Source organism: Pseudomonas sp. Arb-4-2C (assembly GCF_055755015.1).
In genome coordinates, this window is sequence record NZ_CM146899.1 from 2914014 (window position 1) to 2940771 (window position 26758).

Below are 26758 nucleotides of genomic sequence, written 5' to 3' on the forward strand. Positions count from 1 at the left end.
ACCGGCAAGCGGTGTGGTTTAATTGCGCTTTTTTCCAGGCCCCGCGCCCGCGCATCAAGGATCCACATCATGAGTCAGCTCCCTGCCACCAAAGTTCTGGTCATCGGCTACGTGTGGCCGGAACCCAAGTCCTCGGCGGCCAGCGGCCATGTCATGCAGATCCTCGAGACCTTCCTGCAGCAAGGCTGGGAGATCACCTTCAGCAGTCCCGCCGGCCCCGGCGAACACAAGGCCGACCTGGCCGAGTTGGGCATCCGCGAAGTGCCTATAGAACTCAATAGCAGCAGCTTCGACGCTTTCGTCAGTGAACTGGCCCCGGATATCGTCTTGTTCGATCAGTTCATGATGGAAGAACAGTTCGGCTGGCGCGTTGAGAAACATTGCCCGAACGCTTTGCGGGTATTGGAGACATCCGACCTGCAAAGCCTGCGACACGCCCGTCACCAGCGGCTCAAGGAGCGGTTGAAGGACGATCCGGACAATCAGGACTTCACGGCGCTGTTCGCCCCGGCGCTAGCTGAAGAGTTCGCGTTGATGGCCGACACCGACCTGGCCAAGCGGGAAATCGCTGCACTGTATCGTTGCGACCTCAACCTGATGATTTCCGAAGTGGAAATCCAGCTATTGATCGAGCAGTTCCGGATGCCCCGCGATCTGCTGCACTGGTGCCCGCTGATGCTCGAACCGCCGCGTGGCACCTTTGTGCCATTCGAGGACCGGGCGCACTTTCTGAGCATCGGCAATTTCCGCCACGCGCCGAACTGGGACGCGGTGCTATGGATGAAGACCGCTGTCTGGCCGCTTATCCGTCAGCAATTGCCCGGTGCCCAACTGCATGTCTACGGCGCCTACACGCCCCCCAAGGCCACCGCCTTGCACAATGCGGCGCAGGGCTTTCACGTGATGAACTGGGCTGAAGATGCGCTGCAAGTGATGTCGCAGGCTCGGGTTTGCCTGGCGCCCTTGCGTTTCGGCGCGGGAATCAAGGGCAAAATCGTCGACGCCATGCTCTGTGGCACCCCCAACGTCACCACACCCATCGGCGCAGAAGGCATGAGCGGAGCGCTGCCATGGCCCGGTGACGTGGCACTGTCGGCCCAGGCGCTGGCCGATGCGGCAGTCAAACTGCACGAAGACAAGTTGCACTGGACGGGTGCGCAACAGGCCGGCGTCACTTTGTTGAACGAGCGATACCGGCAGCGCGACCATGGGCCGGCATTGATCGGACGTTTACAGGATTGCCGCGACAACTTGTCAGCGTTGCGACGCAACAACTTTACCGGCGGCATGTTGCGCCATCACTTGCATAAAAGCACGCAGTACATGTCGCAATGGATCGAAGCGAAAAACCAGACAAACTAATTATTTATAATTGCAATCGTACATTGCCAATACATTGAAAACAGTATTGCCTTGTACTTATTCCGACTGCAGCCAAGAATGCTTTCGATCTGATCTCATTATTTAACTGATCAGCGACAACTCAACTTATCTGCAACGGAATGCGCCATGAACAACTACCCTTACAAAAACTGGATGACAACTTCGCCGGCTATCAGCCAACTGACAATCGGCGAAGTGGTTTGGCCCGGAGCCCATAACTCCGGGCTGGATCACGATTTTTCCTATCCCGCCTACCTCCAGCTCGCCACTCACTGGTTTGTCTGTCAGGAGGGTCCTTTCATTCAGCAACTCAGCGAAGGCATCCGCGCTTTCGACTTGCGCCTGCATTCGGATGAACATTGGCTGGGGGTAAAAAAGTTTCATACCTTCCATGGCCTTAAACTGTTCCGCGGGCGCGCCCTCAGTGAACTGTTCAGAAGCCTGGACGTATTCCTCACTGAACATCGAGACGAGTTCATCATCCTCGACATTCATGAACTCAAGGGTGTCGACGATCAACCCTTTGACTACAAGGGTTTCCATGAAGCCATCATGACTGAACTGGCGCCGCGGCTGATCCCCGAACACAACCGTCACCTGACACTTGAACAACTTAAAAGAGCCAGTCCGTTACAACGAGTGGTGCTGGCAAGTGATTGGCATCCCGAGTTCAATTCGCCGCTGTACTGGCCGAAGATCCGCCATCACTGGAGCGGCACAGACATCACTTCTCCCCAGCAACTGCAGCAACACATCACGCGAACCCTGGCCAACCCTCCGGTACCCGGCAGCCTGTGGTCATTATCGGCCACCAGCTACGGCGAACTGGCCGGCGTCAAGCGCATTACCAACGAGCTCAATCAATGGTTTGGCCCGGAATCGGGATGGGCACCGAAGTGCAGCATTATCAATGCCGACTTCGTCGGTGCCACTCGGCTGCCCGACTATTGCCAGCAGATCAACCACGCCAAAGGGCTGAGGAAAGCCCGCGGCTGAGGCGCTGGAACTGTCGGTGGCGGGCGTGCATGATGAACACCCGACATAACAACAGAACGCATCGGACATGACTCGGGCAACCAGAATCACGGACCCCTCCTACGAGCTGATGGACGACCATAACGGGTTGTCCATCATCTACCGTCAGCACGGTTTCCCGTGCCCGCTGGTGCGCTGGCATTTCCATAAGGAATACGAGTTGCACCTGATTGTCGCCAGCTCCGGCAAAGTGTTCATCGGCGATTACATCGGCAACTTCTATCCGCAAACGCTGTTTCTTACCGGCCCCAATCTGCCGCACAACTGGATCAGCCAGGTGGCCGAAGACGAGGTGGTGGAAAAGCGCGACATGCTGGTGAACTTCACCGACGAGTTGTTCGACAGCGGTCATCAGGTGTTTGCCGAACTGAAGAGCCTGACGCCGCTGCTGGAGCGTGCGCAGTACGGGATCGAATTTCGTGACAAAGACACAATCCGTCAGGCCATGGCCCTGATGCAGCAAATTGCCGACACCCGTGGCATCACCCGCCTGGGGCACTTTTTCATTCTGATGGAACTGCTGGCGGCGACTGACGACTATCAACTGCTGTCCGGCGCTACCAATACGCAACTGGCCGACGAACACAACATTGACCGCACCAACCGCGCCGTCGACTTCATCTTCACTCACTACGCCCGCGAGTTGACGCTGGAAGAAGTCGCCGAGCATCTGGGGATGAAGCCGACCTATTTCAGTCGCGTGTTCAAGCAGGCCACTGGACGTAACTTCATCGAGTTCGTCAATCGCCTGCGCATCAGCAAATCCTGTGAACTGTTGGCCGATGGCGACAAACCGGTGACCGACGTGTGTTTCGAGTCGGGGTTCAACAACATTTCCAATTTCAATCGACGCTTTCAGCAGCTCAAGGGCATGACGCCGTCGCACTATCGGCGCCTCGCCGTACAACGCCTGACCGAACAGAACCTCGGTTGACGCACAATTCCCCTGTGGGAGCGAGCCTGCTCGCGAAGGCGGAGGATCAGTTGGCAAATATGTCGCTGACACACCGTATTCGCGAGCAGGCTCACTCCTACAGTCTTGGATGAAACCTGTACACATTCGCCAACCTTTCCCCGCTGAAAAGCCCTTCCCTGCGTTAACCCCAGCAATCCCCAGTGCAAAAAAGTATTGATTTGAGTGCGACGGATGATTTGTCAGTCTGTCGATTGAGGGCTGTAATCAGCACAGATTCTTCCTGCATTCGGAAGACACAAAAACAATAACTGTCCTTCTGCCACCCGCCGGGTGCAGAAAAGGAGTGCACGATGCAACCCACTGCAAAAGCTCTGCTTGCCCTCACCTGCATGACCCTCAGCAGCGTCAGCCTTGGCGCCCAGACCCTGACCATCGCCACCGTCAACAACAGCGACATGATCCGCATGCAAAAGCTCTCGAAAACCTTCGAGACCGAGCATCCGGACATCAAGCTCAATTGGGTGGTGCTGGAAGAAAACGTCCTGCGCCAGCGCCTGACCACCGATATCGCCACCCAGGGCGGTCAATTCGACGTGTTGACCATCGGCATGTACGAAGCGGCACTCTGGGGTGCCAAGGGCTGGCTGGAACCGATGAAGGATCTGCCCGCCAGCTACGCGCTTGATGATGTGTTCCCTTCGGTGCGCGAAGGCCTCTCGGTCAAGGGCTCGCTGTATGCGTTGCCGTTCTACGCCGAAAGCTCGATCACCTACTACCGCACCGACCTGTTCAAGGATGCCGGGCTGACCATGCCCGAGCGCCCGACGTGGGAGCAGATCGCCGGGTTCGCCGAGAAGCTCACTGACAAGGATAAAGAGCAGTACGGCATCTGCCTGCGCGGCAAGGCCGGTTGGGGCGAGAACATGGCGCTGATCACCACCGTCGCCAACGCCTATGGCGCGCGCTGGTTCGATGAGAAATGGCAGCCGGAATTCAACGGACCCGAATGGAAAAACGCGCTGAACTTCTACGTCGACACCATGAAGAAATCCGGCCCGCCGGGCGCATCGAGCAACGGCTTCAATGAAAACCTCGCCCTGTTCAACAGCGGCAAGTGTGCAATCTGGGTCGACGCCAGCGTCGCCGGTTCGTTCGTGACCGACAAGACCCAGAGCAAAGTCGCCGATCATGTCGGCTTCACTTTTGCACCCCATCAGGTCACCGATAAAGGTTCAGCGTGGCTGTATTCGTGGGCTTTGGCGATTCCGACCAGCTCCAAAGCCAAAGACGCCGCGAAAGCATTCAGCGCCTGGGCCACGTCCAGAGAATACGGCGCACTGGTGGCCAAGACTGACGGCATCGCCAACGTGCCACCAGGCACTCGCGCCTCGACCTACAGCGATGCCTACATGACGGCCGCGCCGTTCGCCAAGGTCACGCTGGAATCGCTGAAAGCGGCCGACCCGAGCAAGCCGACGCTGAAACCGGTGCCTTACATCGGCATTCAACTGGTGACCATTCCCGAGTTCCAGGGCGTGGGTACCCAGGTCGGCAAGCTGTTCTCGGCGGCGCTGATCGGCCAGACCACAGTCGATCAAGCCCTGGCTGCCGCACAGCAAACCACCGAACGCGAGATGAAGCGCGCCGGTTATCCCAAGTAACCCGCAAAGCTCGTTCCTGACTTCTGTGGGAACGGGCTTGCTCGCGAAGGCGTCGTGTCAGCCAATACACATGACACTGACCCACCGCTTTCGCGAGCAAGCCCGCTCCCACAGGGGATCTCCATAGGTCTGTATGACTCGGTTGTGATTGCCATGAATACTTCAACTGCCAAAGCCCACATCGACCTGTCCCGGCCCCAGCGCAAAAGCCGTGTGGCCAACCCGGGCTGGTTTCTGGTCAGCCCTTCGGTGGCCCTGTTGCTGCTGTGGATGATCGTACCGCTGGGCATGACCATCTACTTCTCGATGATTCGCTACAACCTGCTCGATCCGGGGGTGAACGAATTCGTCGGGCTGGAGAACTTCACCTACTTCCTTACCGACTCCGGCTTCCTGCCCGGCGCCACCAACACCTTGCTGCTGGTCGGCAGCGTGCTGCTGATCAGCGTGGTGTTCGGCGTGCTGATCAGTGCGTTGCTTGAGGCCAGTGAGTTTCTCGGCCGCGGCATCGTGCGGGTGATGCTGATCTCGCCGTTCTTCATCATGCCCACGGTGGGAGCGTTGATCTGGAAGAACCTGATTTTCCATCCGGTCTCGGGAATCCTCGCCTACGTCTGGCGGCTGTTCGGCGCCGAGCCGGTGGACTGGCTCGCGCATTACCCGCTGCTGTCGATCATCATCATTGTCTCGTGGCAATGGCTGCCCTTCGCGATCCTGATTCTGATGACCGCCATGCAGTCCCTCGATCAGGAACAGAAAGAAGCCGCCCGCCTGGACGGCGCCGGCCCCGTTGCGATCTTCTGGCACCTGACCCTGCCGCACCTGGCGCGGCCAATTGCCGTGGTGGTGATGATCGAAACGATCTTCCTGCTGTCGGTGTTCGCCGAGATTTTCACCACCACCAACGGCGGCCCCGGTTACGCCTCGACCAACCTCGCCTACCTGATCTACAACCAGGCGCTGGTGCAGTTCGACGTCGGCATGGCCTCGGCCGGTGGCCTGATAGCCGTGGTCATCGCCAACATCGCCGCGATCATTCTGGTGCGGATGATCGGCAAAAACCTGACTGACAAAGCCTGAGGCCCGCCATGACTCTTCAACAATCCCGCCGGCTGCAAAGCCTGCTGCTCGGCACCCTGGCCTGGGCTATCGCGATCATCATTTTCTTCCCGATCTTCTGGATGGTGATGACCAGTTTCAAGACCGAAATCGATGCGTTCGCCACGCCGCCGCAGTTCATCTTCACGCCAACGCTGGAGAATTACCTGCACATCAACGAGCGCAGCGACTACTTCAGTTTTGCCTGGAACTCGGTGGTGATTTCGTTCAGCGCTACAGCGCTGTGCCTGCTGATCGCGGTGCCCGCCGCCTACTCGATGGCGTTCTACGAAACCCAGCGCACCAAAGGCACGCTGCTGTGGATGCTCTCGACCAAGATGCTGCCGCCGGTGGGCGTGCTGATGCCGATCTATCTGCTGGCGAAAAGCTTTGGCCTGCTCGATACACGCATCGCGCTGATCGTGATCTACACCCTGATCAACCTGCCGATCGTGGTCTGGATGGTTTACACCTACTTCAAGGACATCCCCAAGGACATCCTCGAAGCCGCACGCCTGGACGGCGCCACCCTGTGGCAGGAAATGGTTCGCGTGCTGTTGCCAATCGCCAAGGGTGGCTTGGCCTCGACCGTACTGCTGTCGCTGATCCTGTGCTGGAACGAGGCGTTCTGGTCGCTGAACCTGACCTCCTCGAAGGCGGCGCCACTGACCGCACTGATCGCCTCCTACTCAAGCCCCGAAGGCTTGTTCTGGGCCAAGTTGTCGGCGGTTTCGACCCTGGCCTGCGCGCCGATCCTGATCTTTGGCTGGATCAGCCAGAAACAGCTGGTGCGCGGCCTCTCCTTCGGCGCCGTGAAATGAAAATCGCCCATTCAACACTCTCCCCTGTGGGAACGGGCTTGCTCGCGAAAACGGAGTGTCATCCAACAATACTGGTGACTGACACGGCCCCTTCGCGAGCACGCCCGCTCCCGCCAAAAACCTGCCCGGCGCAATTGAAATAACTTAAGCGGAGGCCCCTCATGGCCAACCTGAAAATCAAGAATCTGCAAAAAGGCTTCGAAGGCTTCTCCATCATCAAGGGCATCGACCTTGAGGTGAACGACAAGGAATTCGTGGTCTTCGTCGGTCCATCGGGCTGTGGCAAATCTACCCTGCTGCGCTTGATTGCCGGCCTGGAAGAAGTCAGCGGCGGCACCATCGAACTCGATGGCCGCGACATTACCGAGGTCAGCCCTGCCAAGCGCGATCTGGCGATGGTGTTCCAGACCTACGCGCTGTACCCGCACATGACCGTGAAGAAAAACATGTCGTTCGCTCTTGATCTGGCGGGCGTGCCGAAAGCCGAAGTCGAGAAAAAAGTCGGCGAAGCGGCGCGCATTCTCGAACTCGGGCCGATGCTGGAGCGCAAGCCAAAGCAATTGTCCGGAGGGCAGCGCCAGCGTGTCGCCATCGGCCGGGCGATCGTGCGCAATCCGAAGATCTTCCTGTTCGACGAACCGCTGTCCAACCTCGACGCCGCGTTACGGGTACAGATGCGTCTGGAGCTGCTGCGCCTGCACAAGGACCTGCAGGCGACCATGATCTACGTGACCCACGACCAGGTGGAAGCGATGACCATGGCCGACAAGGTCGTGGTGCTCAATGGCGGCAAGATCGAACAGGTCGGCTCGCCGCTGGACCTCTATCACAACCCGGCCAACCTGTTCGTCGCCGGGTTCCTCGGCACACCGAAAATGGGTTTCCTCAAGGGTCAGATCGCTCGTGTCGATGGCCAGAGCTGCGAAGTCTCGCTGGATGCCGGAACGCGCATCACCCTGCCGTTCAACGCGGCAAACCTTAGCGTTGGCAGCGCCGTGACCCTGGGCATTCGCCCGGAACATCTGGAACTGGCTCAACCGGGCGACTGCACCCTGCAAGTCACCGCCGACGTCAGCGAACGGCTGGGCAGCGACACCTTCTGCCACGTCACCACCAACGCCGGCGAAGCCTTGACCATGCGCGTGCGCGGGGATCTGGCGAGCCGCTACGGCGAACAACTGAACCTGCACCTGGACGCCAGCCATTGCCACCTGTTCGACGCTGACGGCGTGGCGCTGACCCGCCCGCTGCGCGCCGCGGCCTGAATTGCGAGACTTGCCCGATGAAACTGAACAGACACAACCTGCACCGCCTCGCTCCCGAGGTGCAACTGCCGGCTTATAGCCTCGGCGATACCCGCCAAGGCATTGCACACATTGGCGTCGGCGGCTTCCACCGCGCGCATCAGGCGTATTACACCGATGCGCTGATGAATACCGGCCAGGCACTGGACTGGGCGATTTGCGGAGTTGGCCTGCGCGCTGAAGACCGTCGCGCCCGCGACGACCTCAAGGAGCAGGACTACCTGTTCACCCTGTTCGAACTCGGCGACAGCGATAACACCGAAGTCCGCGTGATCGGCGCGATTCGCAACATGCTCCTGGCCGAAGACGGCGCACAGGCGTTGATCGACAAACTCGCCGATCCGCAGGTCCGCATCGTCTCGCTGACCATCACCGAGGGCGGTTACTGCATCGACGACAGCAACGGCGAGTTCATGGCGCACCTGCCGCAAATCCAGCACGACCTCAGGCACCCGGACACACCGACAACCGTGTTCGGCTTTCTCTGCGCAGCGCTGGAAAAGCGCCGTGGCGCAGGCACTCCGGCGTTCACGATCATGTCCTGCGATAACCTGCCGCACAACGGCGCAGTGACCCGCAAGGCGCTGCTGGCCTTCGCCACCCTGCGCAACGCGGGGTTGCGCGACTGGATCGAGCAGAACGTCAGCTTCCCCAACGCCATGGTCGACCGCATCACGCCGATGACCAGCACCGCGCATCGCCTGCAACTGGCCGACAAACACGCGGTGGACGATGCCTGGCCGGTGGTCTGCGAGCCGTTTGTGCAGTGGGTGCTGGAAGACAAATTCGTCAACGGTCGCCCGGCCTGGGAACAGGTCGGCGTGCAGTTCACCGATGACGTTTCGCCGTACGAAGAAATGAAGATCAAATTGCTCAACGGCAGCCACCTGGCGCTGACCTACCTGGGCTTTCTGAAGGGCTATCGTTTCGTCCACGAAACCATGAACGACCCGCTGTTCGTGCGCTACATGCGCGCCTATATGGACCTCGACGTCACCCCGCAACTGGCGCCGGTGCCAGGCATCGACCTGACCGACTACAAAGACACGTTGGTGGCGCGTTTCTCCAATCAGGCGATTGCCGATCAACTGGAACGGGTGTGTTCGGACGGCTCGTCGAAGTTTCCCAAGTTCACTATTCCGACGATCAATCGCTTGATTGCCGATGGCCGTGAGACCAAACGCGCGGCGCTGGTGGTGGCGGCTTGGGCGTTGTACCTCAAAGGTGTGGACGAGAATGGCGACGCCTATGCGATTCCCGATCCACGCGCGGCGTTTTGTCAGGGGCTGGTGGCTGATGATGCGTTGATCACCCAGCGTTTGCTGGCGGTTGAGGAGATTTTCGGCACGGCGATTCCACGTTCGGCGGAGTTTGTTGCGGCGTTCGAGTGGTGCTGCAACAGCTTGCGGGAGGTGGGTGTGACGCGCACTTTGGAGCGGGTGTTGGCCTGAGTCCAGCGCTGAGACGACTGACGCCTTCGCGAGCAAGCCCGCTCCCACAGGGGAACGCATTGCAAATTGTTGGGAGCGAGCCTGCTCGCGAATGGCGGCCTCATATTGGCAGACCTGACACCCTGAGGACCTCACTGTGACAACCCGACAACTCTTCCTCGGCATCGACTGCGGCACCCAGGGCACCAAGGCGATCATCCTCGATGCCATCAGCGGCGAGGTGCTCGGCCAGGGCGCCGCTGCGCACACGATGATCAGCAGCGCCAACGGCCGCCGCGAACAAGACACTCAACAGTGGCTGGACGCCTTCGCGCTCGCCACTCACCGCGCCTTGCTCGCGGCCCATGTCGACGGTCAGGCGATCCTCGGCATCGGCGTCTCAGGCCAGCAACACGGTCTGGTCCTGCTCGACGAACAGGGCCAGGTGCTGCGCCCGGCCAAGCTGTGGTGCGACACCGAAACCGCTGACGAGAACGACCGATTGCTCAAACACCTGGGCGGCGAAAAAGGTTCGCTGGAGCGCCTCGGCGTGGTCATCGCGCCGGGCTACACCGTGTCCAAACTGCTGTGGACCAAGGAACAACACCCGGCGCTGTTCTCGCGAATCGCACGCATCCTGCTGCCCCACGACTATCTGAACTTCTGGCTCACCGGCCGCGCCTGCAGCGAGTACGGCGACGCCTCTGGCACCGGTTATTTCAACGTGCGCAGCCGTCAGTGGGACCTGCAACTATTGCGCGACATCGACGCCACGGGGCGCCTGCAAGCTGCGTTGCCGGAGCTGATCGATGCGCATCAGGCGGTCGGCACCCTGCTACCGGCGATTGCCGAACAGCTCGGCCTCAACCCGAATGCATTGGTCGCCAGCGGCGGTGGCGACAACATGATGGGCGCAATCGGCACCGGCAACATCCAGCCGGGAGCGATCACCATGAGCCTCGGCTCCTCCGGCACGGTGTATGCCTACGCCGAGACACCGAAGGTCAGCCCGGACGCCTCGGTCGCGACGTTCTGCTCCTCCAGCGGTGGCTGGCTGCCTTTGATCTGTACCATGAACCTGACCAACGCCACCGGTGCGATCCGCGAACTGTTCGAACTTGATCTCGAACAGTTCAACGACCTCGTCGCCCAAGCGCCCATCGGCGCCGAAGGCGTGAGCATGCTGCCGTTCTTCAATGGCGAGCGTGTCCCCGCCCTGCCCCATGCCACCGGCAGCCTGCACGGCCTGACCCTGAGCAACCTGACCCAGGCCAACTTGTGTCGCGCCGTGGTCGAAGGCACCACGTTCGGTTTGCGTTATGGACTGGATCTGTTGCGCCACAATGGTTTACAAAGCCGCAGCATTTGCCTGATCGGCGGCGGCTCCAACAGCGCGGTGTGGCGGCAGATCGTCGCCGACATCATGAACACCCCAGTGATCTGCACCGAACAAAGCGAAGCTGCAGCCCTTGGCGCCGCGATTCAGGCAGCATGGTGCAAGTCATGGTCGAACGGCCACGAAGACACCCTTTCGACCCTGTGCGAACGCTGCGTGAAGCTTGATCTGAGCAGTGAAACCCTGCCGATTGCCGCCAATGTCGCGGCGTTCCAGCAGGCCTATGAACGCTATCAACAGCATGTCGCAACCCTATAAAGAGCAAACAATTATGTATTTGGTGTGTGGCGAAGCCCTGTTCGATTTCTTCAGCGAAGACGATGCCAGCGGTCTGGCCTCAAAAGTGAATTTCAAGGCGATTGCCGGCGGCTCGCCGTTCAACGTCGCCGTCGGTCTGCGCCGCTTGGGTGTGGATTCAGCGCTGTTTGCCGGGCTGTCCACGGATTATCTGGGCCGGCGTTTGCAGCAAGTGTTGCGCGAAGAAGGTGTGCGCCCGGACTACCTGGTGGACTTCGCCGCGCCCACCACCCTGGCGATGGTCGCGGTCGGCGCCAATGGCTCGCCGCACTACAGCTTTCGCGGTGAAGGCTGCGCTGATCGCCAGTTGAGTGTTGCGCATCTGCCACAGTTGGACGCGCAAGTGCGCGGTCTGCACATCGGCTCGTTCTCGCTGGTGGTGCAGCCGATTGCCGACACCCTGTTGACCCTGGTGCAGCGCGAAAGCGGCAAGCGCCTGATCACCCTCGACCCTAACGTGCGCCTCAACCCCGAGCCGAACATCGACCTGTGGCGCGAGCGCGTGGCGGCCGTGGTGCAACTGGCCGACATGATCAAGGTCAGCGATGAAGACCTGAGCCTGCTGTACCCCGAGCAAGACCCACAGCGGGTCATCGAAGGCTGGCTGCAGCATCGCTGCCAGGTGGTGTTCCTGACCCGTGGCGGTGAAGGCGCGACCGCATTCAGCCGCGCGCATGGTTCGTGGTCGGTGCCAGCGTGTTCAGTGAAGATCGCCGATACCGTCGGTGCTGGCGATACCTTCCAGGCGGCATTGATCACTTGGCTGACCGAGCAAGGGCTGGACTCGGTTGAGGGTGTGCAACAACTCAGCCGCGAGCAGATCGACGCGATGCTCAGGTTTGCCGTACAGGCGGCCGCCCTTACGTGCAGCAAGACCGGTCCGGATTTGCCCTATCGTCACCAGTTGAACTGAGCGCGTAGACTGTCGCCCTTTTTGCACGCATGGGGATGACGGTTTGATTTCGGGGCGCACGGCGGGACTTTTGATACTGGCGGGATTACTCAGCGGCTGCGGCACCTCGCCGCCCCGCTCGCCTGAAGACATCTGCGAAATCTTCCGCGAGAAAAGCGATTGGTACGACGCGGCACAAGTCACGCAGAAGCGCTGGGGCGTCCCGATCCAGGTACCCTTCGCGATCATGTATCAAGAGTCCGGCTATCGTTACGACGCCAAGACGCCACGCAAATACCTGTTGTGGGTGATCCCGTGGGGTCGGGTTACAACGGCATCGGGATACGCGCAGGCCAAGGATGAAGTGTGGTCCGATTACCAGAAAAGCACCGGCCGACACGGTGCCGACCGCGAAGACTTCGACGACGCTATCGACTTCGTTGGCTGGTACATGGACAAGACCACCTCGATCAACGGCGTGTACAAATACGACGCCTATAACCAGTACCTCAACTACCACGAAGGCTGGGGTGGTTTCCGCAACAAGACCTACGCCGGCAAGGCCTGGCTGATGCCTACTGCACGCAAGGTGCAGGCGCGGTCCGACGTGTATGCGCGGCAGTATGCCGGGTGCAAGGAAGACCTGAATCGCGGCTTCTGGAGCCGGTTCTGGCATTGGTTGTAGCGCTGACTGCAAAGACGCCTTCGCGAGCAGGCTCGCTCCCACATTGAGATCTGCGTCGGACACATAGCCTGTGTCCACTGAAGGTCCCCCTGTGGGAGCGAGCCTGCTCGCGAAAGTAATTGATCTGGCGCCACAGTTCTATGGGTTACAACACCGAAAAGTTGTAACTCACAATCAACCGGGTCTCATCCACATCCCGCGCAAACTTCTCATAGTTGGTGCGGTAAGTCGCGTTGCGCAGGCGCAGGCTGACATCCTTGAACGTGCCCGTCTGGATCACGTACTTCAGCTCGCTGTCGCGTTCCCACTCTTTGCCTGCCTGATCGCTGCCCGGGACCTTGATATGGTCACCGTTCACATAGCGGGTCAGGAAACTCAGGCCATTGATGCCGATGGCCTTGAAGTCATAGTCGTAACGCAGTTGCCAGGAGCGCTCCTGCGCCGCCGCGAAGTCGTTGACCTGCACGTAGTTGACCAGATACGGATTGCTGCCATCGAGGTACGGCATCGAATTATCGCCGTTCATGCGCTGCCAGCCGGCGCTGAAGGTGTGGCCGCTGATGCCGTACGAAAGCATGCCGCTCAACGCACGGTTGTCGATCGAACCGGCTCGCTCGGCGCCGCTGTCGGCACTCTTGATCACGCGCAGATCGGCCTTCAGCACACCGTCGCCCAACGGCTGATTGCCGAGCACACCAATGAAGTGCTGGCGGTAGATGTCTTCCAGTTCCGCGTAGTGATACTGCGCGGTCAGGCGATCGTTGATCTTGTAGTCGAAGCCGTACATGTCGAAATGGTCGGCGGTGGTGTTGCAGGCGTAGCGCTTGTTCTTGCAGTGCACGCGGATGTCTTGCGAATCAGTGGAATCGCGCGCGGTGTACTTGTCCAGGCGCGCCGCCATGAAGGTCAGGTCCTTGACCTCTTTGGAGGTCAGCATGGCGCCGTTGAACATGGTCGGCAGCAGACGACCGTCGTTGTACTTGAGCAGCGGCAGATCCGGCAGCAGCGCACCGTACTTCAACACCGTGTCCGAGACCTTGACCTTGGCGGTCAGGCCCATTTTCGCGTACTGGCCCTTGGAGCCGCGCGGGTTCTCGCCGCTGGACGGCAGCAAGCCACTGTTGCTGCGATCGGGGCTGGAATCGAGTTGAAAACCGAGCATGCCCAGCGCATCGAGACCGAAGCCGACCGTGCCTTCGGTGTAGCCCGATTGCAGATTGAGAATGAAACCCTGCGCCGACTCTTCACGCTTGGAAGCGCCCTGATCGCTGGCGGTGTGCCCATCACGGAAATCGCGGTTGAAATACACCGTGCGCGATTCGATTTTCGCCGTGGTGTCTTCGAGAAAACCACTGGCCTGAGCCTGTGCGGCAAAACCTGCGCACAGCACAACGGCTCCGAAGCCAAACGACTGGCGCGGGGTGATGAGGGGAAATGGGGGACGCATGAAAAACTCCAACAGTACAGCGTTTGCGCCGGGGCGCAGTTAGCCAGAAAAATAGCTCCCGTCCCGGGTCAATAAAGAGCCGGGAAGAAGTGGACACGCAGGGGTGAGGGGCAATGATGGCAGATGGCTTTGACGGGTTGAAGGCGACTTTAGTCTGAAACTGACCGGCTATTCTTCAGCCCGAGATGGGCTCAAGCCGCGCGTCAACCAGTGGTTCGAGACGGCGAAGTGCCCGGTTTCATTAGGCCAAACCACCTGCCTAAGGGTTTCCCCCATGCGCCGCGGAGCCCGTGCCTACGGCATTTGCGCCTTGAACGAGGCGGTTTAATCCTCCATCATCCGTCACCTGCTTATTCAACGGACGGAATTCAAGGCATGCTGGACGCCAACGCTACCCACATTACCCTTACGCTCGAAGGCGCCTCCGCCGACCTGCAAGTGCTGAGCTTCACCGGTCGCGAAGCCCTCAATGAGCCCTTCCGTTTCGACCTCGAACTGGTCAGCGCCCGCCCCGACCTCAAACTCGAAGAGCTGCTGCACAAGCCCGGCGTACTGACTTTTGGCGCCACCGGCGAAGGCAAGATCCACGGCCTGGTGTACCGCATCGAGCAAGGCGATTCCGGCAAGACCCTGACCCGTTACAGCATCAGTCTGGTACCGCAGCTGGCTTATCTGCAGCACAACCATGACCAGCAGATTTTCCAGAATCTCACCGTACCGAAGATCATCGCCCAGGTGCTGGAGGATCGCGGCATTCTGGCCGACGCCTACAGCTTCCAGCTTGGCGCCGAGTACCCGCAACGCGATTACTGCGTGCAGTACGACGAGTCCGACCTGCACTTCATCCAGCGCCTGTGCGAAGAGGAAGGCATCCACTTCCATTTCCAGCACAGCAGCAGCGGCCACAAACTGGTGTTCGGCGACGATCAGACGGTGTTCCGCAAACTCAAGGCCGTGAGCTACCAGCAAGACTCCGGCATGAGCGCCGACAAACCGGTGATCAAACGCTTCAACCTGCGCCTGGAAACCCGCACCACCCGCGTCAGCCGCCGTGATTACGACTTCGAAAAACCGAAGATCCTGCCCGAAGGCGCGGTCAAGTCCGAGTTCGCCCCGGACCTCGAAGACTACGATTACCCCGGCCGCTTCACCACCCGCGAGCGCGGTAAATTCCTCTCGACCCGCGCCCTCGAACGCCATCGCAGCGACTACAAACTCGCCGAAGGCAAAGGTGATGAACCGACCCTGACCAGCGGCCACTTCCTGACCCTGGCCGAACACCCGCGCGGCGAATGGAACGACTTGTGGCTGCTGCTGGAAGTATTCCACGAAGGCAAACAACCGCAGGTACTCGGCGAAAACGTCACCAGCGACGTCACCGACAACAAAAGCGATTTCCACCAGGGCTACCGCAACAGCTTCCTCGCCACCCCATGGGACGCGCACTACCGCCCTGCCCTTGAACACCCGAAACCCAAAGTCCTCGGCAGCCAGACCGCCGTCGTCACCGGCCCTAAAGGTGAAGAAATCCACTGCGACCAGTACGGCCGCATCAAGGTCCAGTTCCACTGGGACCGCGACGGTCAGGCCGACGACAAAACCACCTGCTGGCTGCGCGTCGCCAGCGGCTGGGCCGGCGCCGCCTACGGCGGCATCGCCATCCCGCGCATCGGCATGGAAGTCCTCGTCACCTTCCTCGAAGGCGACCCCGACCAGCCACTCGTCACCGGCTGCCTGTACCACAAGGAAAACGTCGTCCCCTACGACCTGCCGGCCAACAAGACCCGCAGCACCTTCAAGACCCTGAGCTCACCGGGCGGCAAGGGCTACAACGAGTTCCGCATCGAAGACAAAAAGGGCGTCGAGCAGATCTACATCCACGCTCAGCGCGACTGGGACGAGAACATCGAGCACGACCAGAAGATCCGCGTGGGCAATGAGCGGCATGACACGGTTGAGGCCAACACCCTGAGCGAATTCAAGGTCGAGGAACACCGGATTACCCATCTGGATCGCATCAGCGAGATGCGCGCAGATGATCACCTGACGGTGGGCGTGACGCAGCATGTGAAGGTCGGTACGGCGCAATTTGTCGAGGCTGGGACCGAGATTCACTATCACGCGGGTGACAAGGTGGTGGTTGAGGGAGGTATGGAACTCACGGCCAAGGCTGGTGGGAGCTTTGTGAAAGTGGATGCGGGTGGGGTGACCATCAGCGGGGCTGAGGTGAAGATCAATACCGGTGGGGCGCCTGGCGTCGGTACGCCTGCGGCCCCGCTATTACCGGGAATACTGAAAATCGCTGATGTAGACAAACCTGGGTTGCCACTTCTGGCATTGATAAAACAAAACATCTTGTTCCGTCGCACCCGCTCTGGTGTATGTGAGGTTTGTGAGGCAGCTAAAGCAGCCAAAGGAGCGGCACAATGACTGCTTCTTCTATCACTCAAGGATTCCTTCTGATTGATGGCGCAAGGTTTGATGACGCGTTGAAATGGGTGCCAAAAAAGTATCCCGGCCACCGCTTCACTCCACTGTTGCAGGCCACACCCTACGCACCGATAGCCGAAGCAGGCCCCATTCTCGTTGACGCTCCTGCGGATAGCGTCCTTCGGAACGACTGGATGCAAGGCGACCCGAACCTTAATGACGGGGTCTGGCTACAAACCCAAAGACCTATGGTTGAAATTTTCAAAATCCTCCAGCGCCGTATCCGAATCTACTCTCCTGATCGCCAAGAATATTGGTTACGGTTGGGGGACGGCCTCCCACTGCGTCAGGCATGGTTATCTGGAGCAAGCTGGCCGCCCGGTTTTTGGTTCGGAGTAGAAAGCATCTGGATACGCCATGAGGGTACCGTGCAGCGTGCATGGTGCAATGACTTCCCTGATCTTGACGGGGCTCCCGCTGATACCGGGATCGACGCTCAGATCGTACTTGACTGGCCTTTGTTACAAGCGCTGGCAACAGAAACAGACACTCCGCAGGAGGCGGTGTAATGACTCAAGCAGCGACAGAAAAACTCGCCATGAAGCCCGCAGCGTGCCCTTTGATTACAGCCGTTGTGCCGTTGCGTTATGCGATTGGGCCTTCTCACGCTATTGACGTTAGCGCGTTCGATTTGCCTCCCCTGAATGGAAAATTTCCAGAACTGGGAGAAAAAAACGAAGTCACCCGCGACAAGGCGCTGAACTACACAGCGCGGCTACTACGCGATGGTTGGCTGTACGTTTGGCAGTCATCTCCTGAAAAGCTGATTGAGTTCAGTGTCAAATCAGCGATGCTGCAGGAGACCGCTCGCGGCGGAAAAGTACTCGATGCATCTTCCAAGCCTTACCTGATGTTGCCCTCTGGAACACCCGCGATGATCTCGTGGTCCCCCTCCAAATGGAGCGACAACCAGTTTTCTGCTGCGAAAGGCGAAGCCAAAGTGCGCACTAGGGTCATGCGCAACTTCACGCCTGGTGCCGCGCCCGCTAGCGGAAAAGCGGCCAGCATTCACGAAAGTATCGGTGACTATATGGAGCCTATCGGCTTCAATTGGAGTTGCGCACCTGAAACAAAAAACAAACCTAATTGGTCGTCGATGTTAGACGAAATGAAACGCTGCGAACAACAAGCGTATGTTATTACCGATGATCCGTGGGGCGTTTGGATTGACCTGGCGGGCTTGATTCGAATCCAACACGATGAATACGAAACTCGCCGTAAAGTTAGAGCGCATGATTGGTCCGTAGCAGGAGTTCTCAAATCACTCTCGGACAATGATCCACAGATAAAAAGCCTTCTGCCCACGATTACTCGGTACAGAGATCTTAAAACGGCTTGGGCCGAATTAGATAAAGAGGAAGAAGAATACTCTAAATCACGACGTATTCTTTCGCTTCTCTGGAACGACTGGATGAATACGTTTCAACGAAAGGGCCCCTCCACGCTGGATACTGCTGCCGGTCAATTTGAAATCAAGGACCGAATTGCTCGCGGAGATTTGGAGGCGCATTTTGCAGCGGCCTGCCTCGGTCCATCCAGTTGCAGCCTCAGTGCTAAAGCATTAGCGAAAGCACTAGACCCAAACAAGCAGGAAGCGGGTCAACCTTGGCTCATTTGGGCAATGCTGGGTCTCGGTAGACGAATGGCAGTCGCAGACATGAAGTCGCTGGTCGACCTCGGGGATGGCATAAAAGACAATGCAGGCCCTATTAGTAAAGAAGCTGCAAAATTCGGCCGCGCACTTGCACTTGCAACAATAATCAATAAAACTGCAGAAAATTTGTCTGCATTAAATCCAGAGCAGGTAAAAGAAGCACTATTTATCGCATTAGCACCAGCGATTGCCCCAAGTTTTCATGCTGGAGCCAACAACATCGATGATGCAGGCAAACTATTTGCGGCCTCCGCACTGGGGCGTAGCGGTCAGAGTTTGAAAGTCACAGAGGCAAGTCATCGTCAAATAGGAGAATGGCTTACCACTCTTATGGAAGGCGACTCACCAACAAGCAAGCCTAATAAGCCACCCGCCCTCCCCACTGAACTAGAAAACAAATTACCTTTCTTTTCACTATCGCCTGCCTCCACTGCAAAACCTTCTGAAAGGTTAGGCTCAATCGCACATTTAGTTAGTCCAGAAAACGAACCAAAAAATTTACTTAGCATCAACAAGACGACACTAAAAAAAGCTCCAATCAAGTGCCTCGTCACATTGACAGCAGCAATAAACTTCGGATGGGCTGTAAAAGACTTTATAAGCACACCGAGTGCAAAGTCAGGATTAAATGTAATTGGAGGTGGAACAGGAGTAATTTCTGCAGCAAGTGCCGTCACACAAAAAATTGCGGAGCTTAATTGGGAGTCCCTTTTAAAAGAAGCTGCACCAGACTCAGTCAACTCCCGATTATTACTCACGCAGGCCGTAGGCCAAGCAACGAAAACAACGCTTCTACAGGCAATTGTGTCGTCTTTTGACATCGCAGTTTACGGCATTGAAGCATTCGAGGCTTATACCGCTACAGATTATGATACAGCCGCAATAAATGCTGGACTCAGTGTTGCTTCCGCAGCAAACCTTTCAATATACGTAAAAACGTTCCGGGTACTCAGGGCTGCTCGGGCCGCTGTTATTGTGGGTGATGCAGCAACAATAGGACGCGGGGTGAGTCAAGCCCCACACCTTGCATTCAAAGCTCTTGGCGTGACAATTCTTATTGTCGGCGGTGTAATCGCACGCCTGTACACACAAGACACACCTTTGGAAAAATGGGTGAAAGGTACTAGCTTCGGAGTAAACCCAGACACTTGGGCCACCAGCTATAAAGACACCATGATTCAGCTCTATAAAATTCTTTTTCCTATCAGTTTTGACGCCTATCGTTTGAGCGAACTTAATCCATACAAAGGGATGGTAGAAAGTACGTATTTAATCCTCAGAATGCCGGGTAAAACTGCAATCGAAGACTCAACTATTAGATTCGAAGGCGAAGAAGTCTGGGGCGGCATTTTCGGACTTGGAAGCAAAAGAGAGAAAGTTTCCTGGACTGGTAGTAGCTTTGACAAACACACTGGCACGCGAGTCAGTACAGAACCAGGGGTTGCAACATATAGACGCGTGTATCACCTGGATCGCGAAGGTAGAGCCATCAACAATATTAATGGACAGCTTTTTTACTCCCCATTAGAAGGCATGACGTTACCGCCCATCGAAATCAAGGAACTAGCATGGTTCTAAAAGAAGCAATGCAAAAAATAATCGCCAAATATGGCAACGCCCCTGCGGAGACTCTCAATGAACACACGCCGACAGGGCAGAAGCCTCTAGAACTTTTTATAACTGATGAACACACAGAAAATTATTTATCGCTAAAAACTGGCCCAGACCAAAACCGCGGCTTACTCAGCGGACTCCTTGGAGGAGTTTCAGCCTTAATTGCACTTATAATTGGAGTGTGGATGGCGCTGCTCGGCAAGTGGGATGGTGTTGCTTGGATGTTAATCCTAGGCATACCTTTATTCATAGTGCCGTTTGTTATTGAAGCGAGACGAGCACTGCCGCTTCCTGTGATCTTCAACCGAAGAACGAAAGAAGTTTACTTCGATAACGATGGCGAACTTTACCACACACCATGGCGAGGAATAGAAGCCGTTGCCTGCGAGTTTGAGATTGTAGGTATCTACTCTGGTAACATTCGACACGCTTCACTCGAAGTATTGATGAAACGACTGGGAGAGCCTGAAAACTCAATCATGGTCAGCCTAGGCACCCCAGCAGGCAAATCATTAAACATGCAAAAAGGATTCTGGGAATACATTCGCTCCTACATGAACAATGGGCCTTGGTTCGACCACAATGGAGAACATAGCGAGTCGGATGAGTTTGTGAAAAGCCAATTAGCATTAAATCTAAAGCAGTCTGAAAATTTAAGTGCCTGGCGAAAAATAATCAAAAACAAAAAAGAAGCTAGTGGCGGAAAAAATTTCCTTACCGGCACTGACGCACTAATGCTAATAAGCAACATCATTTTTTACCCTTCCAATAAGATCCAGGAATTTGTATATGAGAGGGCAAAGCGTCGTTCACGTAATCGCTGGCCTGAAATTGTTACCGAAAGACTACGATCTGATGGCCCCACCACGAGACTGATTGATTTAGAGCGCAAGCGCGGCCTTTCCGTTTGAGTCTGAGGCTTTGCTACGTTGAACACGGGCGAGTCTCACTCCCTACCCGCGTCTACGTCTGTCAATTGCGAATCAAACCGGCGCCTTCCAATCCAGCATCTGCTACTGCGCCACCTGCAGCAAATCATTGCCGTCCTGCGCCAGCAGGTACAGCGCATGGGTAATGTGTGGAATGTCCTGAACATCGCCATGCCGGAAGCACACGCAATGCAGGGTTTCGAGCAGGTCGCTGCAGGCGCGGATGCGCTGGACGGCGGCTTCGAGGATGTCTTGGGGGTTGGCTTGGGTGTCGATGACCATTGGAGCGCTGTCGGTGACGCCGCTGTTGAGCGGGTGATAGCGGTTTGGAAGCGGATTCAGTATTGGCATTTTTATTACTCGATCGGGTTCGGTAACCCGCCGCCACCGTGACCAACGATGGGGAGGCGGACTGTATGCAAGTTTGGTCAACTGAAAACCCGATCAGCTCGCTCGAAAGCGATCCTGCACACAGCCGCCACAGCAATGCACTACGAAGACATAGATGTCCGCTGCGCAATGATGGCACACAAGTGTCGAATTTTCAGGTGACCAAACCCGAGCCGCTGATTTTGCAGCGACGCCAAACCATAACCGCCCCGTTCCCCCCGCCGAAAGCAGACAAGGCATCTGCCCTTGTAGGAATCGGCCCCGCATCCCAGAGAAATCATCCCTCTGCCTGACAGCCGGCGTTCAGCCAGGTTAACCATCGCTTAACGCCGCAGTCCAAGACTGTACTGAACCGCACACCTCAGCCCTTGGCTGGCGCCGAGTGCGGCAGGTTTGGCCGTATTGCGCCGAACGCTCATTCCGTCGCACGGGAGTCCGATTCATGAACATTCGCACGCTGTTGCTTACCTCCGCCCTCGCCTGCACCGCGTTCGCCGGTCTGGCTCAGGCCAATGACACCACCGCGGCCACCAAGCCCGTTCCTTACCAGTACGGCATGCCGTTGCACGTCAACAAAGTGATTTCCATGACCGAGCAGCCCACTCGCCAGTGCAAGGTCGTGACCGCTGACATGAAGTACATCGACAATGCCGGCAAGCCGGAGGAAATCACCTACCGGAAAATGTCTGATGCCTGTAGCGACCAGAACTGACAGAAGGCTCTGATTTGCGGCTTTGCGGTAGGCGCTGGAGGGTTCGCGGGTTATGCTCGGGCCTCTCCTCACTGCCGCAGGGACTCGCCATGCAGTTGTCGTTTCGCACGTTGTCGATCATCACTTCTTCGTTGTGTTTTGTACTGGCGCTGGCCTGGGGCTTTTTCCCGGAGGTGTTGCTGGCGATCTGGAGCATTGAGTATTCGAGCGCTGCCGGGTTTGTTGCGCGGCGCAGTGCGGTGCTGTTTGCAGCGTTGGGGGTGATGTTCTATCTGGTGCGCAACGCGCCGCCGTCGCTGGGGCGCAACGCCCTGAGCAACGGGTTTATCGTCGGTTGTTTTGGTTTGGCGGTGCTGGGTTTTGGCGAATGGCTAAACGGCCATGCCGGCCCCGGGATTCTGCTCGCGGTGCTGGTCGAGTTCGCGCTGGGCCTTGGCTTTGTGCAGGCCCGGCGCGTGACGGTCGAACTGGGTGAAACGGTGAGTTAAACCGCTCTGGATCGAGGGCTGTAATGCGTGCTCGTGGTCTGTTTGGTCAGATCCGAGCGCAACCCGGCGATCAACTCATTGATTTCGCGACAGCCATTCAAATGGCTGGCGTCGATACCGCTGACATGTAGATCAACCTGGTCAGTCTGGTGATCGCCGAATACCTTGACGGTCATCGACAAGTCTGGCGACAGCGTGCACTGGCAGCGTTTAGGCAGAAAACTGCTTTCAATGATATTGCGTAGTTCCAAGGCAGACAGAAACATGGTGAACCTCTCCTTATTGATGAAACTGCCAATCAACTCTTCACGTTGACCGCTTTTGCTGCGCCTGCACGGGTGTGTCCCCGCTGATTCCCTGGTGCGGCAAACGGTTGTACTGCGAAATGCCTCTTGGATTGTAGGCGCCCGAACCCGGTGCGCCGCACCAAATAGACGCATAAAGCATGCCTTTCATCGGGTCATTTTGACCCTCGATAAATCAAGCACTTGGCGCCGTGGCCATTAGTTAGCCAGTTGCAAAATGCAAGATAGGCCCACTTCGGCACTGCAATTTGCAAGTCGACGCCGGTTTGCATTCACCGCTGATGACAGTGAGAATGCCCGTCATCCACCCTACACCCGCCAGGAGGCTTTCATGGGTTCTTTACGCGCTCGCGCGACAATCGGTCTGTTCGTAGCCGGCCTGTCCACCCTCGCCCACGCGGCCAAGCTCGAAGACGTCGCGCCGTATCCCAAGGCGGAAAACGGCTTTACCCGTCAGGTTATCTACTTGCCCAAGCAGGATCAGGAAGAAAACCTCCAGGTCGAAGTGCTCGCCGGCAAGACCCTGGAAGTCGACTGCAATCGCCAGCGTCTGGGCGGTGCTCTGGACGAAAAAAACCTCGAAGGCTGGGGTTACCCGTTCTACCGCCTGGAAAAAGTCATCGGCCCGATGAGCACTCTGATGGCCTGCCCGCCCGGCAGCCAGAAGAAGCGCGCCTTTGTCCCGGTGGTCGGTGACGGCTTCATGCTGCGCTACAACAGCAAGCTGCCGCTGGTGATCTACGCCCCGAAGGATGTCGAGGTGCGTTACCGCATCTGGTCGGCGTCGGACAAGGTCGGTACTGCCATCGCGCAATGACCTGAACAAGGAGCTTCAAACGTGATTACCTGCCATGTGCGATACGTGATCGATCCATACCAACTGACCGAATTCGAGGCCTACGCCAAGGCCTGGCTGGGCATCGTCGAGCGGTTGGGCGGCACTCATCACGGCTATTTCCTGCCCTCCGAGGGCGCGAGCAACATCGCTTATTGCCTGTTCAGTTTTCCATCGCTGGCCGATTACGAAAGCTACCGGCACATCGCGCTGACCGACCCGGAAAGTACGGCGCTGGTGGAATCACTGGTGCAGAAGAAGTTCATCATCAGCTACGAGCGCAGTTTCCTGCGCCCACTGCTGCCGTAGCCGCTATCACGCCGGGGCGCCGCACACCGCGGCGCGCTCGGCGACGTGGCGCAAGCTGTCGAAGTTGATGTTGGCGCCAGAGTCGATCGCGACGAAAGTCTGCTCGCGAATACCACTGCGGGCCACGTACTGTTTGATTCCGGCCACCGCCAGTGCGCCGGAAGGCTCGGTGATCGAGCGAGTATCGTCGTAGATGTTCTTGATCGCCGTGCAGAGGTCGTCGTTGCTGACGGTCACCACCTCGTCCACGCAAAACCGGCACACTTCAAAACCATAAGCACCGATCTGCGCCACCGCCACACCATCGGCGAATGTCCCGACACTGGGCAACACCACCCGCTCATCCGCTTGCAGCGCAGCCTTCAGGCAGGCCGAGTGCTCCGACTCGACACCGATGATGCGCACCTCCGGCCGCAGGTATTTGACGTACGCCGCGATGCCGGCGATCAGGCCGCCGCCACCGACCGGAACGAAGATCGCGTCCAGCGGCCCCTGATGCTGACGCAGGATTTCCATGGCCACCGTGCCCTGGCCGGCGATCACGTCCGGGTCGTCGAACGGCGAAACAAAGGTGCGCCCGGTCTGCTCGGCCAGTTGCAGCGCATGGGCCAGGGCAAACGGAAAACTCTCGCCGTGCAGCAGCGCATCGGCACCACGATTTCGCACCCCAAGCACCTTGAGTTCGGGTGTGGTCGAGGGCATGACGATGGTCGCCGCGATCCCCAATTCCCGCGCCGCCAGCGCCACGCCCTGGGCATGATTGCCCGCCGAGGCGGTGATCACCCCGCGTGCTTTCTGCGCATCGCTCAACTGGACCAGCCTGTTGTAGGCACCACGGATCTTGAAGGAAAACGTCGGTTGCAGGTCTTCGCGCTTGAGCAGGATCCGATTGCCCAGCGCCCCGGACAGTGCGGGCGCCGCCTGTAACGGCGTGCGCACGGCAATGTCGTAGACCGGCGCGGCCAGGATTTTTTTCACGTACTGCTCAAGCAGGGCTTGCTGGTCGGGGCTGTGCGGCATGATCGTCTCCTGACGTTTTGATCAGAACCCCGGAGACAGAAAGTAAAAACCCGCCTCTAGGGCGGGTTGGGTGCTGCAGTCGTGAGCTAGCCCGCCAAATGAGGAATGGCGGTAATAATGCTTGGCTGGCAGCGCAATACGGTGGAAGTCATGAACCTGAAATTAGCCCGACGGCGGTGCGCGCGTCAATGGCTTATTTGGCGCCGGCGCTATAGGCTGGCGATTCTGCTCATCACCCCAAGGAAGGAATGCATGATGTCTGTCGCCCTGCCCCTCACTGCGTTGATTGCGTTTACTGGCTACACCGTGTCGGTGATGCTCCAGGCTGAACAGTCGTTGATCGACTTCGGCATCAGTCTGATGTCGCGTCCGGATACCGCGCAGGTGGTGATTGATCTGTATTTGCTGGCGACGCTGGCCGGGGTGTGGATGGTCAAGGATGCGCGGGCGCGGGGGATGTCTGTGTGGTCGGTGGTGCCGTATTTGCTGCTGACGGCGGTGTTTGTGTCGGTTGGGCCGTTGTTGTATCTGGTGGTGCGTGGGGTTCGGGAACGCAGGAAGGTGGTTGCGGCGGATCCAGCGAGCTGATCCCGAGCTCCAGTGCTGCTGAAATAGCTTTCGCGAGCAAGCCCGCTCCCACAGGGGTTATGCGTCAGACTCAGATCCAATGTGGGAGCGGGCTTGCTCGCGAAGGCGTCAGCTCAGGCACCGATCAATCACTTGGCCAACCGCCGCAGCCCAAACAACATCCCCCCTGCCCCCAACAGCATCACCAGCAGAAACACCGGGTACGAAATCCACCACGGCGTGCCTGCCGTCATCATGCTGAACTCCGACATCCCGCCGATGCTCGCAATCAGGTTCAACGGCAGAAACACCACGTTGATCAACGTCAGTTTGCGCAGCAGGTTGTTCATGCTGTTGTTCATCAGGTTGCCACGCGCATCGATCAGCCCGGAAAACACCGTGGAGTAGATCTCTGCCTGCTTGTAGCACTGGTTGTTTTCGATGATCAGGTCGTCGATCAGCCCGATCGCCTCGCTACCGAAATGCTGTTTGTCGGCATGATTACGCAGCCGCGTCAGCACCGCGCCGTTGCTGTGCAGGGCGTTGATGTAATAGATCAGGCTTTCGCTGAGGTTGAACATCTGCACCAGATGCTGGTTCTGCATCGAGGCGTTGAACTTCTGTTGAAGTTCGCGGGCCACCAGTTTGATTACCTTCAGATGGCCGAGGTAGTGGTGAATGTTGTTGAACAGCAAATCGAGCAACACATCCAGCGGCGCGTTGAACGGCTGGCGCGTGCCGATGCCGTGCAGCGGCGTGTCGTCGGTGGCGATTACCAGCAGTTGCCCAGGTGAAAACAGCAAGCCGCAGGACGACACTTCAAATGCCAGGCTGCCACCGCCGGAATAGTTTTCCGGGCGTTTCCAGATCAGGAACAAGTGATCGGGGTGAAACTCGATTCGCGAGACTTCATCCGGGTCCAGCGCCGAGGCCAGCGCGTGTTCATCGACCTTGTAGTGACTGTGGAGCAAGTCGCGCTCGGCAGCATCGGGCTGACTGAACAGCATCACCTCGGCGTCCAGCCGCTCGACCCGCTGCAACGCGCCATGACTCAATGCAAAACTGCTGATCATCGGCGCT

Annotated in this window: 24 protein-coding genes and 1 pseudogene; 20 read left to right on the plus strand and 5 right to left on the minus strand. The window is 58.0% G+C overall.

Annotated elements, in window-relative coordinates; translation table 11 throughout:
• Positions 1–69: 69 nt before the first annotated feature.
• From AC0J41_RS12960 to AC0J41_RS13010, 11 genes are all read left to right on the plus strand, one after another.
• Positions 70–1362, plus strand: a complete 1293-nt coding sequence (locus AC0J41_RS12960) for a glycosyltransferase (protein WP_473015839.1) — start codon at positions 70–72, stop codon at positions 1360–1362.
• Between the two features lie 147 nt (positions 1363–1509).
• The gene (locus AC0J41_RS12965; protein WP_473015840.1) at positions 1510–2379 is read left to right on the plus strand and encodes a PI-PLC domain-containing protein; all 870 of its coding nucleotides are present in this window, start codon (positions 1510–1512) and stop codon (positions 2377–2379) included.
• Positions 2380–2446: 67 nt separating this feature from the next.
• Positions 2447–3352, plus strand: a complete 906-nt coding sequence (locus AC0J41_RS12970; protein WP_473015841.1) for an AraC family transcriptional regulator — start codon at positions 2447–2449, stop codon at positions 3350–3352.
• Between the two features lie 332 nt (positions 3353–3684).
• Positions 3685–4995 carry an ABC transporter substrate-binding protein gene (locus AC0J41_RS12975; protein ID WP_473015842.1) on the plus strand — a complete coding sequence of 437 codons (1311 nt, stop codon included), beginning with the start codon at positions 3685–3687 and terminating at the stop codon, positions 4993–4995.
• Positions 4996–5148: 153 nt separating this feature from the next.
• The gene (locus AC0J41_RS12980) at positions 5149–6075 is read left to right on the plus strand and encodes a carbohydrate ABC transporter permease (RefSeq protein ID WP_025109590.1); all 927 of its coding nucleotides are present in this window, start codon (positions 5149–5151) and stop codon (positions 6073–6075) included.
• Positions 6076–6083: 8 nt separating this feature from the next.
• Positions 6084–6914: a carbohydrate ABC transporter permease gene (locus tag AC0J41_RS12985; protein WP_025109589.1), complete on the plus strand. Its 831-nt coding sequence runs from the start codon at positions 6084–6086 to the stop codon at positions 6912–6914.
• Positions 6915–7075: 161 nt separating this feature from the next.
• A complete protein-coding gene (locus AC0J41_RS12990; protein WP_025109588.1) occupies positions 7076–8179 on the plus strand; it encodes an ABC transporter ATP-binding protein in 1104 nt (367 codons plus the stop codon).
• 17 nt (positions 8180–8196) lie between these two features.
• Entirely contained in the window at positions 8197–9669 is a 1473-nt protein-coding gene (locus AC0J41_RS12995) for a mannitol dehydrogenase family protein (protein WP_473015843.1), read from the plus strand.
• A 136-nt stretch (positions 9670–9805) separates the two neighbouring features.
• Complete coding sequence (gene xylB, locus AC0J41_RS13000) at positions 9806–11302, plus strand: xylulokinase (RefSeq protein ID WP_473015844.1); 1497 nt, start codon at positions 9806–9808, stop codon at positions 11300–11302.
• Positions 11303–11315: 13 nt separating this feature from the next.
• Positions 11316–12254 carry a carbohydrate kinase family protein gene (locus AC0J41_RS13005; RefSeq protein WP_473015845.1) on the plus strand — a complete coding sequence of 313 codons (939 nt, stop codon included), beginning with the start codon at positions 11316–11318 and terminating at the stop codon, positions 12252–12254.
• 43 nt (positions 12255–12297) lie between these two features.
• The gene (locus tag AC0J41_RS13010; protein WP_025109584.1) at positions 12298–12918 is read left to right on the plus strand and encodes a transglycosylase SLT domain-containing protein; all 621 of its coding nucleotides are present in this window, start codon (positions 12298–12300) and stop codon (positions 12916–12918) included.
• A gap of 145 nt (positions 12919–13063) precedes the next feature.
• Here AC0J41_RS13010 and AC0J41_RS13015 read toward each other — a convergent pair whose 3' ends face one another.
• Positions 13064–14365, minus strand: coding sequence for an OprD family porin (locus AC0J41_RS13015; protein ID WP_473015846.1), 1302 nt, complete (start codon positions 14363–14365; stop codon positions 13064–13066).
• 375 nt (positions 14366–14740) lie between these two features.
• Between AC0J41_RS13015 and AC0J41_RS13020 the strand changes: the two genes are divergently transcribed.
• Genes AC0J41_RS13020 through AC0J41_RS13035 form a run of 4 tightly spaced genes read left to right on the plus strand, consistent with a single transcriptional unit; the run spans position 14741 to position 21034 of the window.
• Positions 14741–16795 carry a type VI secretion system Vgr family protein gene (locus AC0J41_RS13020; RefSeq protein ID WP_473015847.1) on the plus strand — a complete coding sequence of 685 codons (2055 nt, stop codon included), beginning with the start codon at positions 14741–14743 and terminating at the stop codon, positions 16793–16795.
• Positions 16792–17364, plus strand: coding sequence for a DUF4123 domain-containing protein (locus AC0J41_RS13025; RefSeq protein ID WP_424800296.1), 573 nt, complete (start codon positions 16792–16794; stop codon positions 17362–17364). The genes AC0J41_RS13020 and AC0J41_RS13025 overlap by 4 nt, the downstream gene beginning before the upstream one ends.
• Positions 17364–20087, plus strand: coding sequence for a toxin VasX (locus AC0J41_RS13030; protein ID WP_473015848.1), 2724 nt, complete (start codon positions 17364–17366; stop codon positions 20085–20087). Before AC0J41_RS13025 ends, AC0J41_RS13030 begins: the two co-directional genes overlap by 1 nt.
• Positions 20078–21034 (plus strand): hypothetical protein, encoded by a 957-nt coding sequence (locus tag AC0J41_RS13035; protein WP_473015849.1) that lies wholly within the window; start codon positions 20078–20080, stop codon positions 21032–21034. The genes AC0J41_RS13030 and AC0J41_RS13035 overlap by 10 nt, the downstream gene beginning before the upstream one ends.
• A 102-nt stretch (positions 21035–21136) precedes the next feature.
• Here AC0J41_RS13035 and AC0J41_RS13040 read toward each other — a convergent pair whose 3' ends face one another.
• A complete protein-coding gene (locus tag AC0J41_RS13040; RefSeq protein ID WP_473015850.1) occupies positions 21137–21403 on the minus strand; it encodes a hypothetical protein in 267 nt (88 codons plus the stop codon).
• Between the two features lie 481 nt (positions 21404–21884).
• On the opposite strand from AC0J41_RS13040, the gene AC0J41_RS13045 reads away from it, so the two are divergent.
• Both AC0J41_RS13045 and AC0J41_RS13050 read left to right on the plus strand, forming a co-directional pair.
• Positions 21885–22154 (plus strand): DUF2790 domain-containing protein, encoded by a 270-nt coding sequence (locus AC0J41_RS13045; protein ID WP_473015851.1) that lies wholly within the window; start codon positions 21885–21887, stop codon positions 22152–22154.
• An 89-nt stretch (positions 22155–22243) separates the two neighbouring features.
• Entirely contained in the window at positions 22244–22642 is a 399-nt protein-coding gene (locus AC0J41_RS13050) for a hypothetical protein (RefSeq protein WP_025109575.1), read from the plus strand.
• Here AC0J41_RS13050 and AC0J41_RS13055 read toward each other — a convergent pair.
• Positions 22639–22908 (minus strand): DUF1652 domain-containing protein, encoded by a 270-nt coding sequence (locus AC0J41_RS13055; protein WP_025109574.1) that lies wholly within the window; start codon positions 22906–22908, stop codon positions 22639–22641. The two genes, AC0J41_RS13050 and AC0J41_RS13055, sit on opposite strands and share 4 nt — an antisense overlap.
• Before the next feature lie 370 nt (positions 22909–23278).
• Here AC0J41_RS13055 and eco point away from each other — a divergent pair, with 370 nt between their 5' ends.
• Positions 23279–23764, plus strand: a complete 486-nt coding sequence (eco, locus tag AC0J41_RS13060) for a serine protease inhibitor ecotin (RefSeq protein ID WP_473015852.1) — start codon at positions 23279–23281, stop codon at positions 23762–23764.
• Between the two features lie 21 nt (positions 23765–23785).
• Positions 23786–24091 (plus strand): NIPSNAP family protein, encoded by a 306-nt coding sequence (locus AC0J41_RS13065; protein ID WP_025109572.1) that lies wholly within the window; start codon positions 23786–23788, stop codon positions 24089–24091.
• 30 nt (positions 24092–24121) lie between these two features.
• Here AC0J41_RS13065 and ilvA read toward each other — a convergent pair.
• Positions 24122–25080: pseudogene (gene ilvA / locus AC0J41_RS13070) on the minus strand (threonine ammonia-lyase, biosynthetic); the annotation flags it as partial.
• 283 nt (positions 25081–25363) lie between these two features.
• Between ilvA and AC0J41_RS13075 the strand changes: the two are divergent.
• Positions 25364–25699, plus strand: a complete 336-nt coding sequence (locus tag AC0J41_RS13075) for a DUF2834 domain-containing protein (RefSeq protein WP_473015853.1) — start codon at positions 25364–25366, stop codon at positions 25697–25699.
• A gap of 128 nt (positions 25700–25827) precedes the next feature.
• Here the strand turns inward: AC0J41_RS13075 and AC0J41_RS13080 are convergent, their stop codons facing one another.
• Positions 25828–26751, minus strand: coding sequence for a magnesium transporter CorA family protein (locus AC0J41_RS13080; protein WP_473015854.1), 924 nt, complete (start codon positions 26749–26751; stop codon positions 25828–25830).
• Between the last annotated feature and the right edge of the window lie 7 nt (positions 26752–26758).

Excerpts from the sequence above, each read along its gene's own strand:
- AC0J41_RS12970 (WP_473015841.1), top strand. The coding sequence starts at position 2,447 with ATGACTCGGGCAACCAGAATCACGGACCCCTCCTACGAGCTGATGGAC.
- AC0J41_RS13020 (WP_473015847.1), top strand. The coding sequence starts at position 14,741 with ATGCTGGACGCCAACGCTACCCACATTACCCTTACGCTCGAAGGCGCC.
- AC0J41_RS12990 (WP_025109588.1), top strand. The coding sequence starts at position 7,076 with ATGGCCAACCTGAAAATCAAGAATCTGCAAAAAGGCTTCGAAGGCTTC.
- AC0J41_RS12975 (WP_473015842.1), top strand. The coding sequence starts at position 3,685 with ATGCAACCCACTGCAAAAGCTCTGCTTGCCCTCACCTGCATGACCCTC.
- AC0J41_RS12995 (WP_473015843.1), top strand. The coding sequence starts at position 8,197 with ATGAAACTGAACAGACACAACCTGCACCGCCTCGCTCCCGAGGTGCAA.
- AC0J41_RS12985 (WP_025109589.1), top strand. The coding sequence starts at position 6,084 with ATGACTCTTCAACAATCCCGCCGGCTGCAAAGCCTGCTGCTCGGCACC.
- AC0J41_RS13025 (WP_424800296.1), top strand. The coding sequence starts at position 16,792 with ATGACTGCTTCTTCTATCACTCAAGGATTCCTTCTGATTGATGGCGCA.
- AC0J41_RS13005 (WP_473015845.1), top strand. The coding sequence starts at position 11,316 with ATGTATTTGGTGTGTGGCGAAGCCCTGTTCGATTTCTTCAGCGAAGAC.
- AC0J41_RS13030 (WP_473015848.1), top strand. The coding sequence starts at position 17,364 with ATGACTCAAGCAGCGACAGAAAAACTCGCCATGAAGCCCGCAGCGTGC.
- AC0J41_RS12980 (WP_025109590.1), top strand. The coding sequence starts at position 5,149 with ATGAATACTTCAACTGCCAAAGCCCACATCGACCTGTCCCGGCCCCAG.
- AC0J41_RS13045 (WP_473015851.1), top strand. The coding sequence starts at position 21,885 with ATGAACATTCGCACGCTGTTGCTTACCTCCGCCCTCGCCTGCACCGCG.
- AC0J41_RS13080 (WP_473015854.1), bottom strand. The coding sequence starts at position 26,751 with ATGATCAGCAGTTTTGCATTGAGTCATGGCGCGTTGCAGCGGGTCGAG.
- eco (WP_473015852.1), top strand. The coding sequence starts at position 23,279 with ATGGGTTCTTTACGCGCTCGCGCGACAATCGGTCTGTTCGTAGCCGGC.
- AC0J41_RS13055 (WP_025109574.1), bottom strand. The coding sequence starts at position 22,908 with ATGTTTCTGTCTGCCTTGGAACTACGCAATATCATTGAAAGCAGTTTT.
- AC0J41_RS13035 (WP_473015849.1), top strand. The coding sequence starts at position 20,078 with ATGGTTCTAAAAGAAGCAATGCAAAAAATAATCGCCAAATATGGCAAC.
- AC0J41_RS13015 (WP_473015846.1), bottom strand. The coding sequence starts at position 14,365 with ATGCGTCCCCCATTTCCCCTCATCACCCCGCGCCAGTCGTTTGGCTTC.
- AC0J41_RS13075 (WP_473015853.1), top strand. The coding sequence starts at position 25,364 with ATGATGTCTGTCGCCCTGCCCCTCACTGCGTTGATTGCGTTTACTGGC.
- AC0J41_RS13050 (WP_025109575.1), top strand. The coding sequence starts at position 22,244 with ATGCAGTTGTCGTTTCGCACGTTGTCGATCATCACTTCTTCGTTGTGT.
- AC0J41_RS12965 (WP_473015840.1), top strand. The coding sequence starts at position 1,510 with ATGAACAACTACCCTTACAAAAACTGGATGACAACTTCGCCGGCTATC.
- AC0J41_RS13040 (WP_473015850.1), bottom strand. The coding sequence starts at position 21,403 with ATGCCAATACTGAATCCGCTTCCAAACCGCTATCACCCGCTCAACAGC.
- AC0J41_RS12960 (WP_473015839.1), top strand. The coding sequence starts at position 70 with ATGAGTCAGCTCCCTGCCACCAAAGTTCTGGTCATCGGCTACGTGTGG.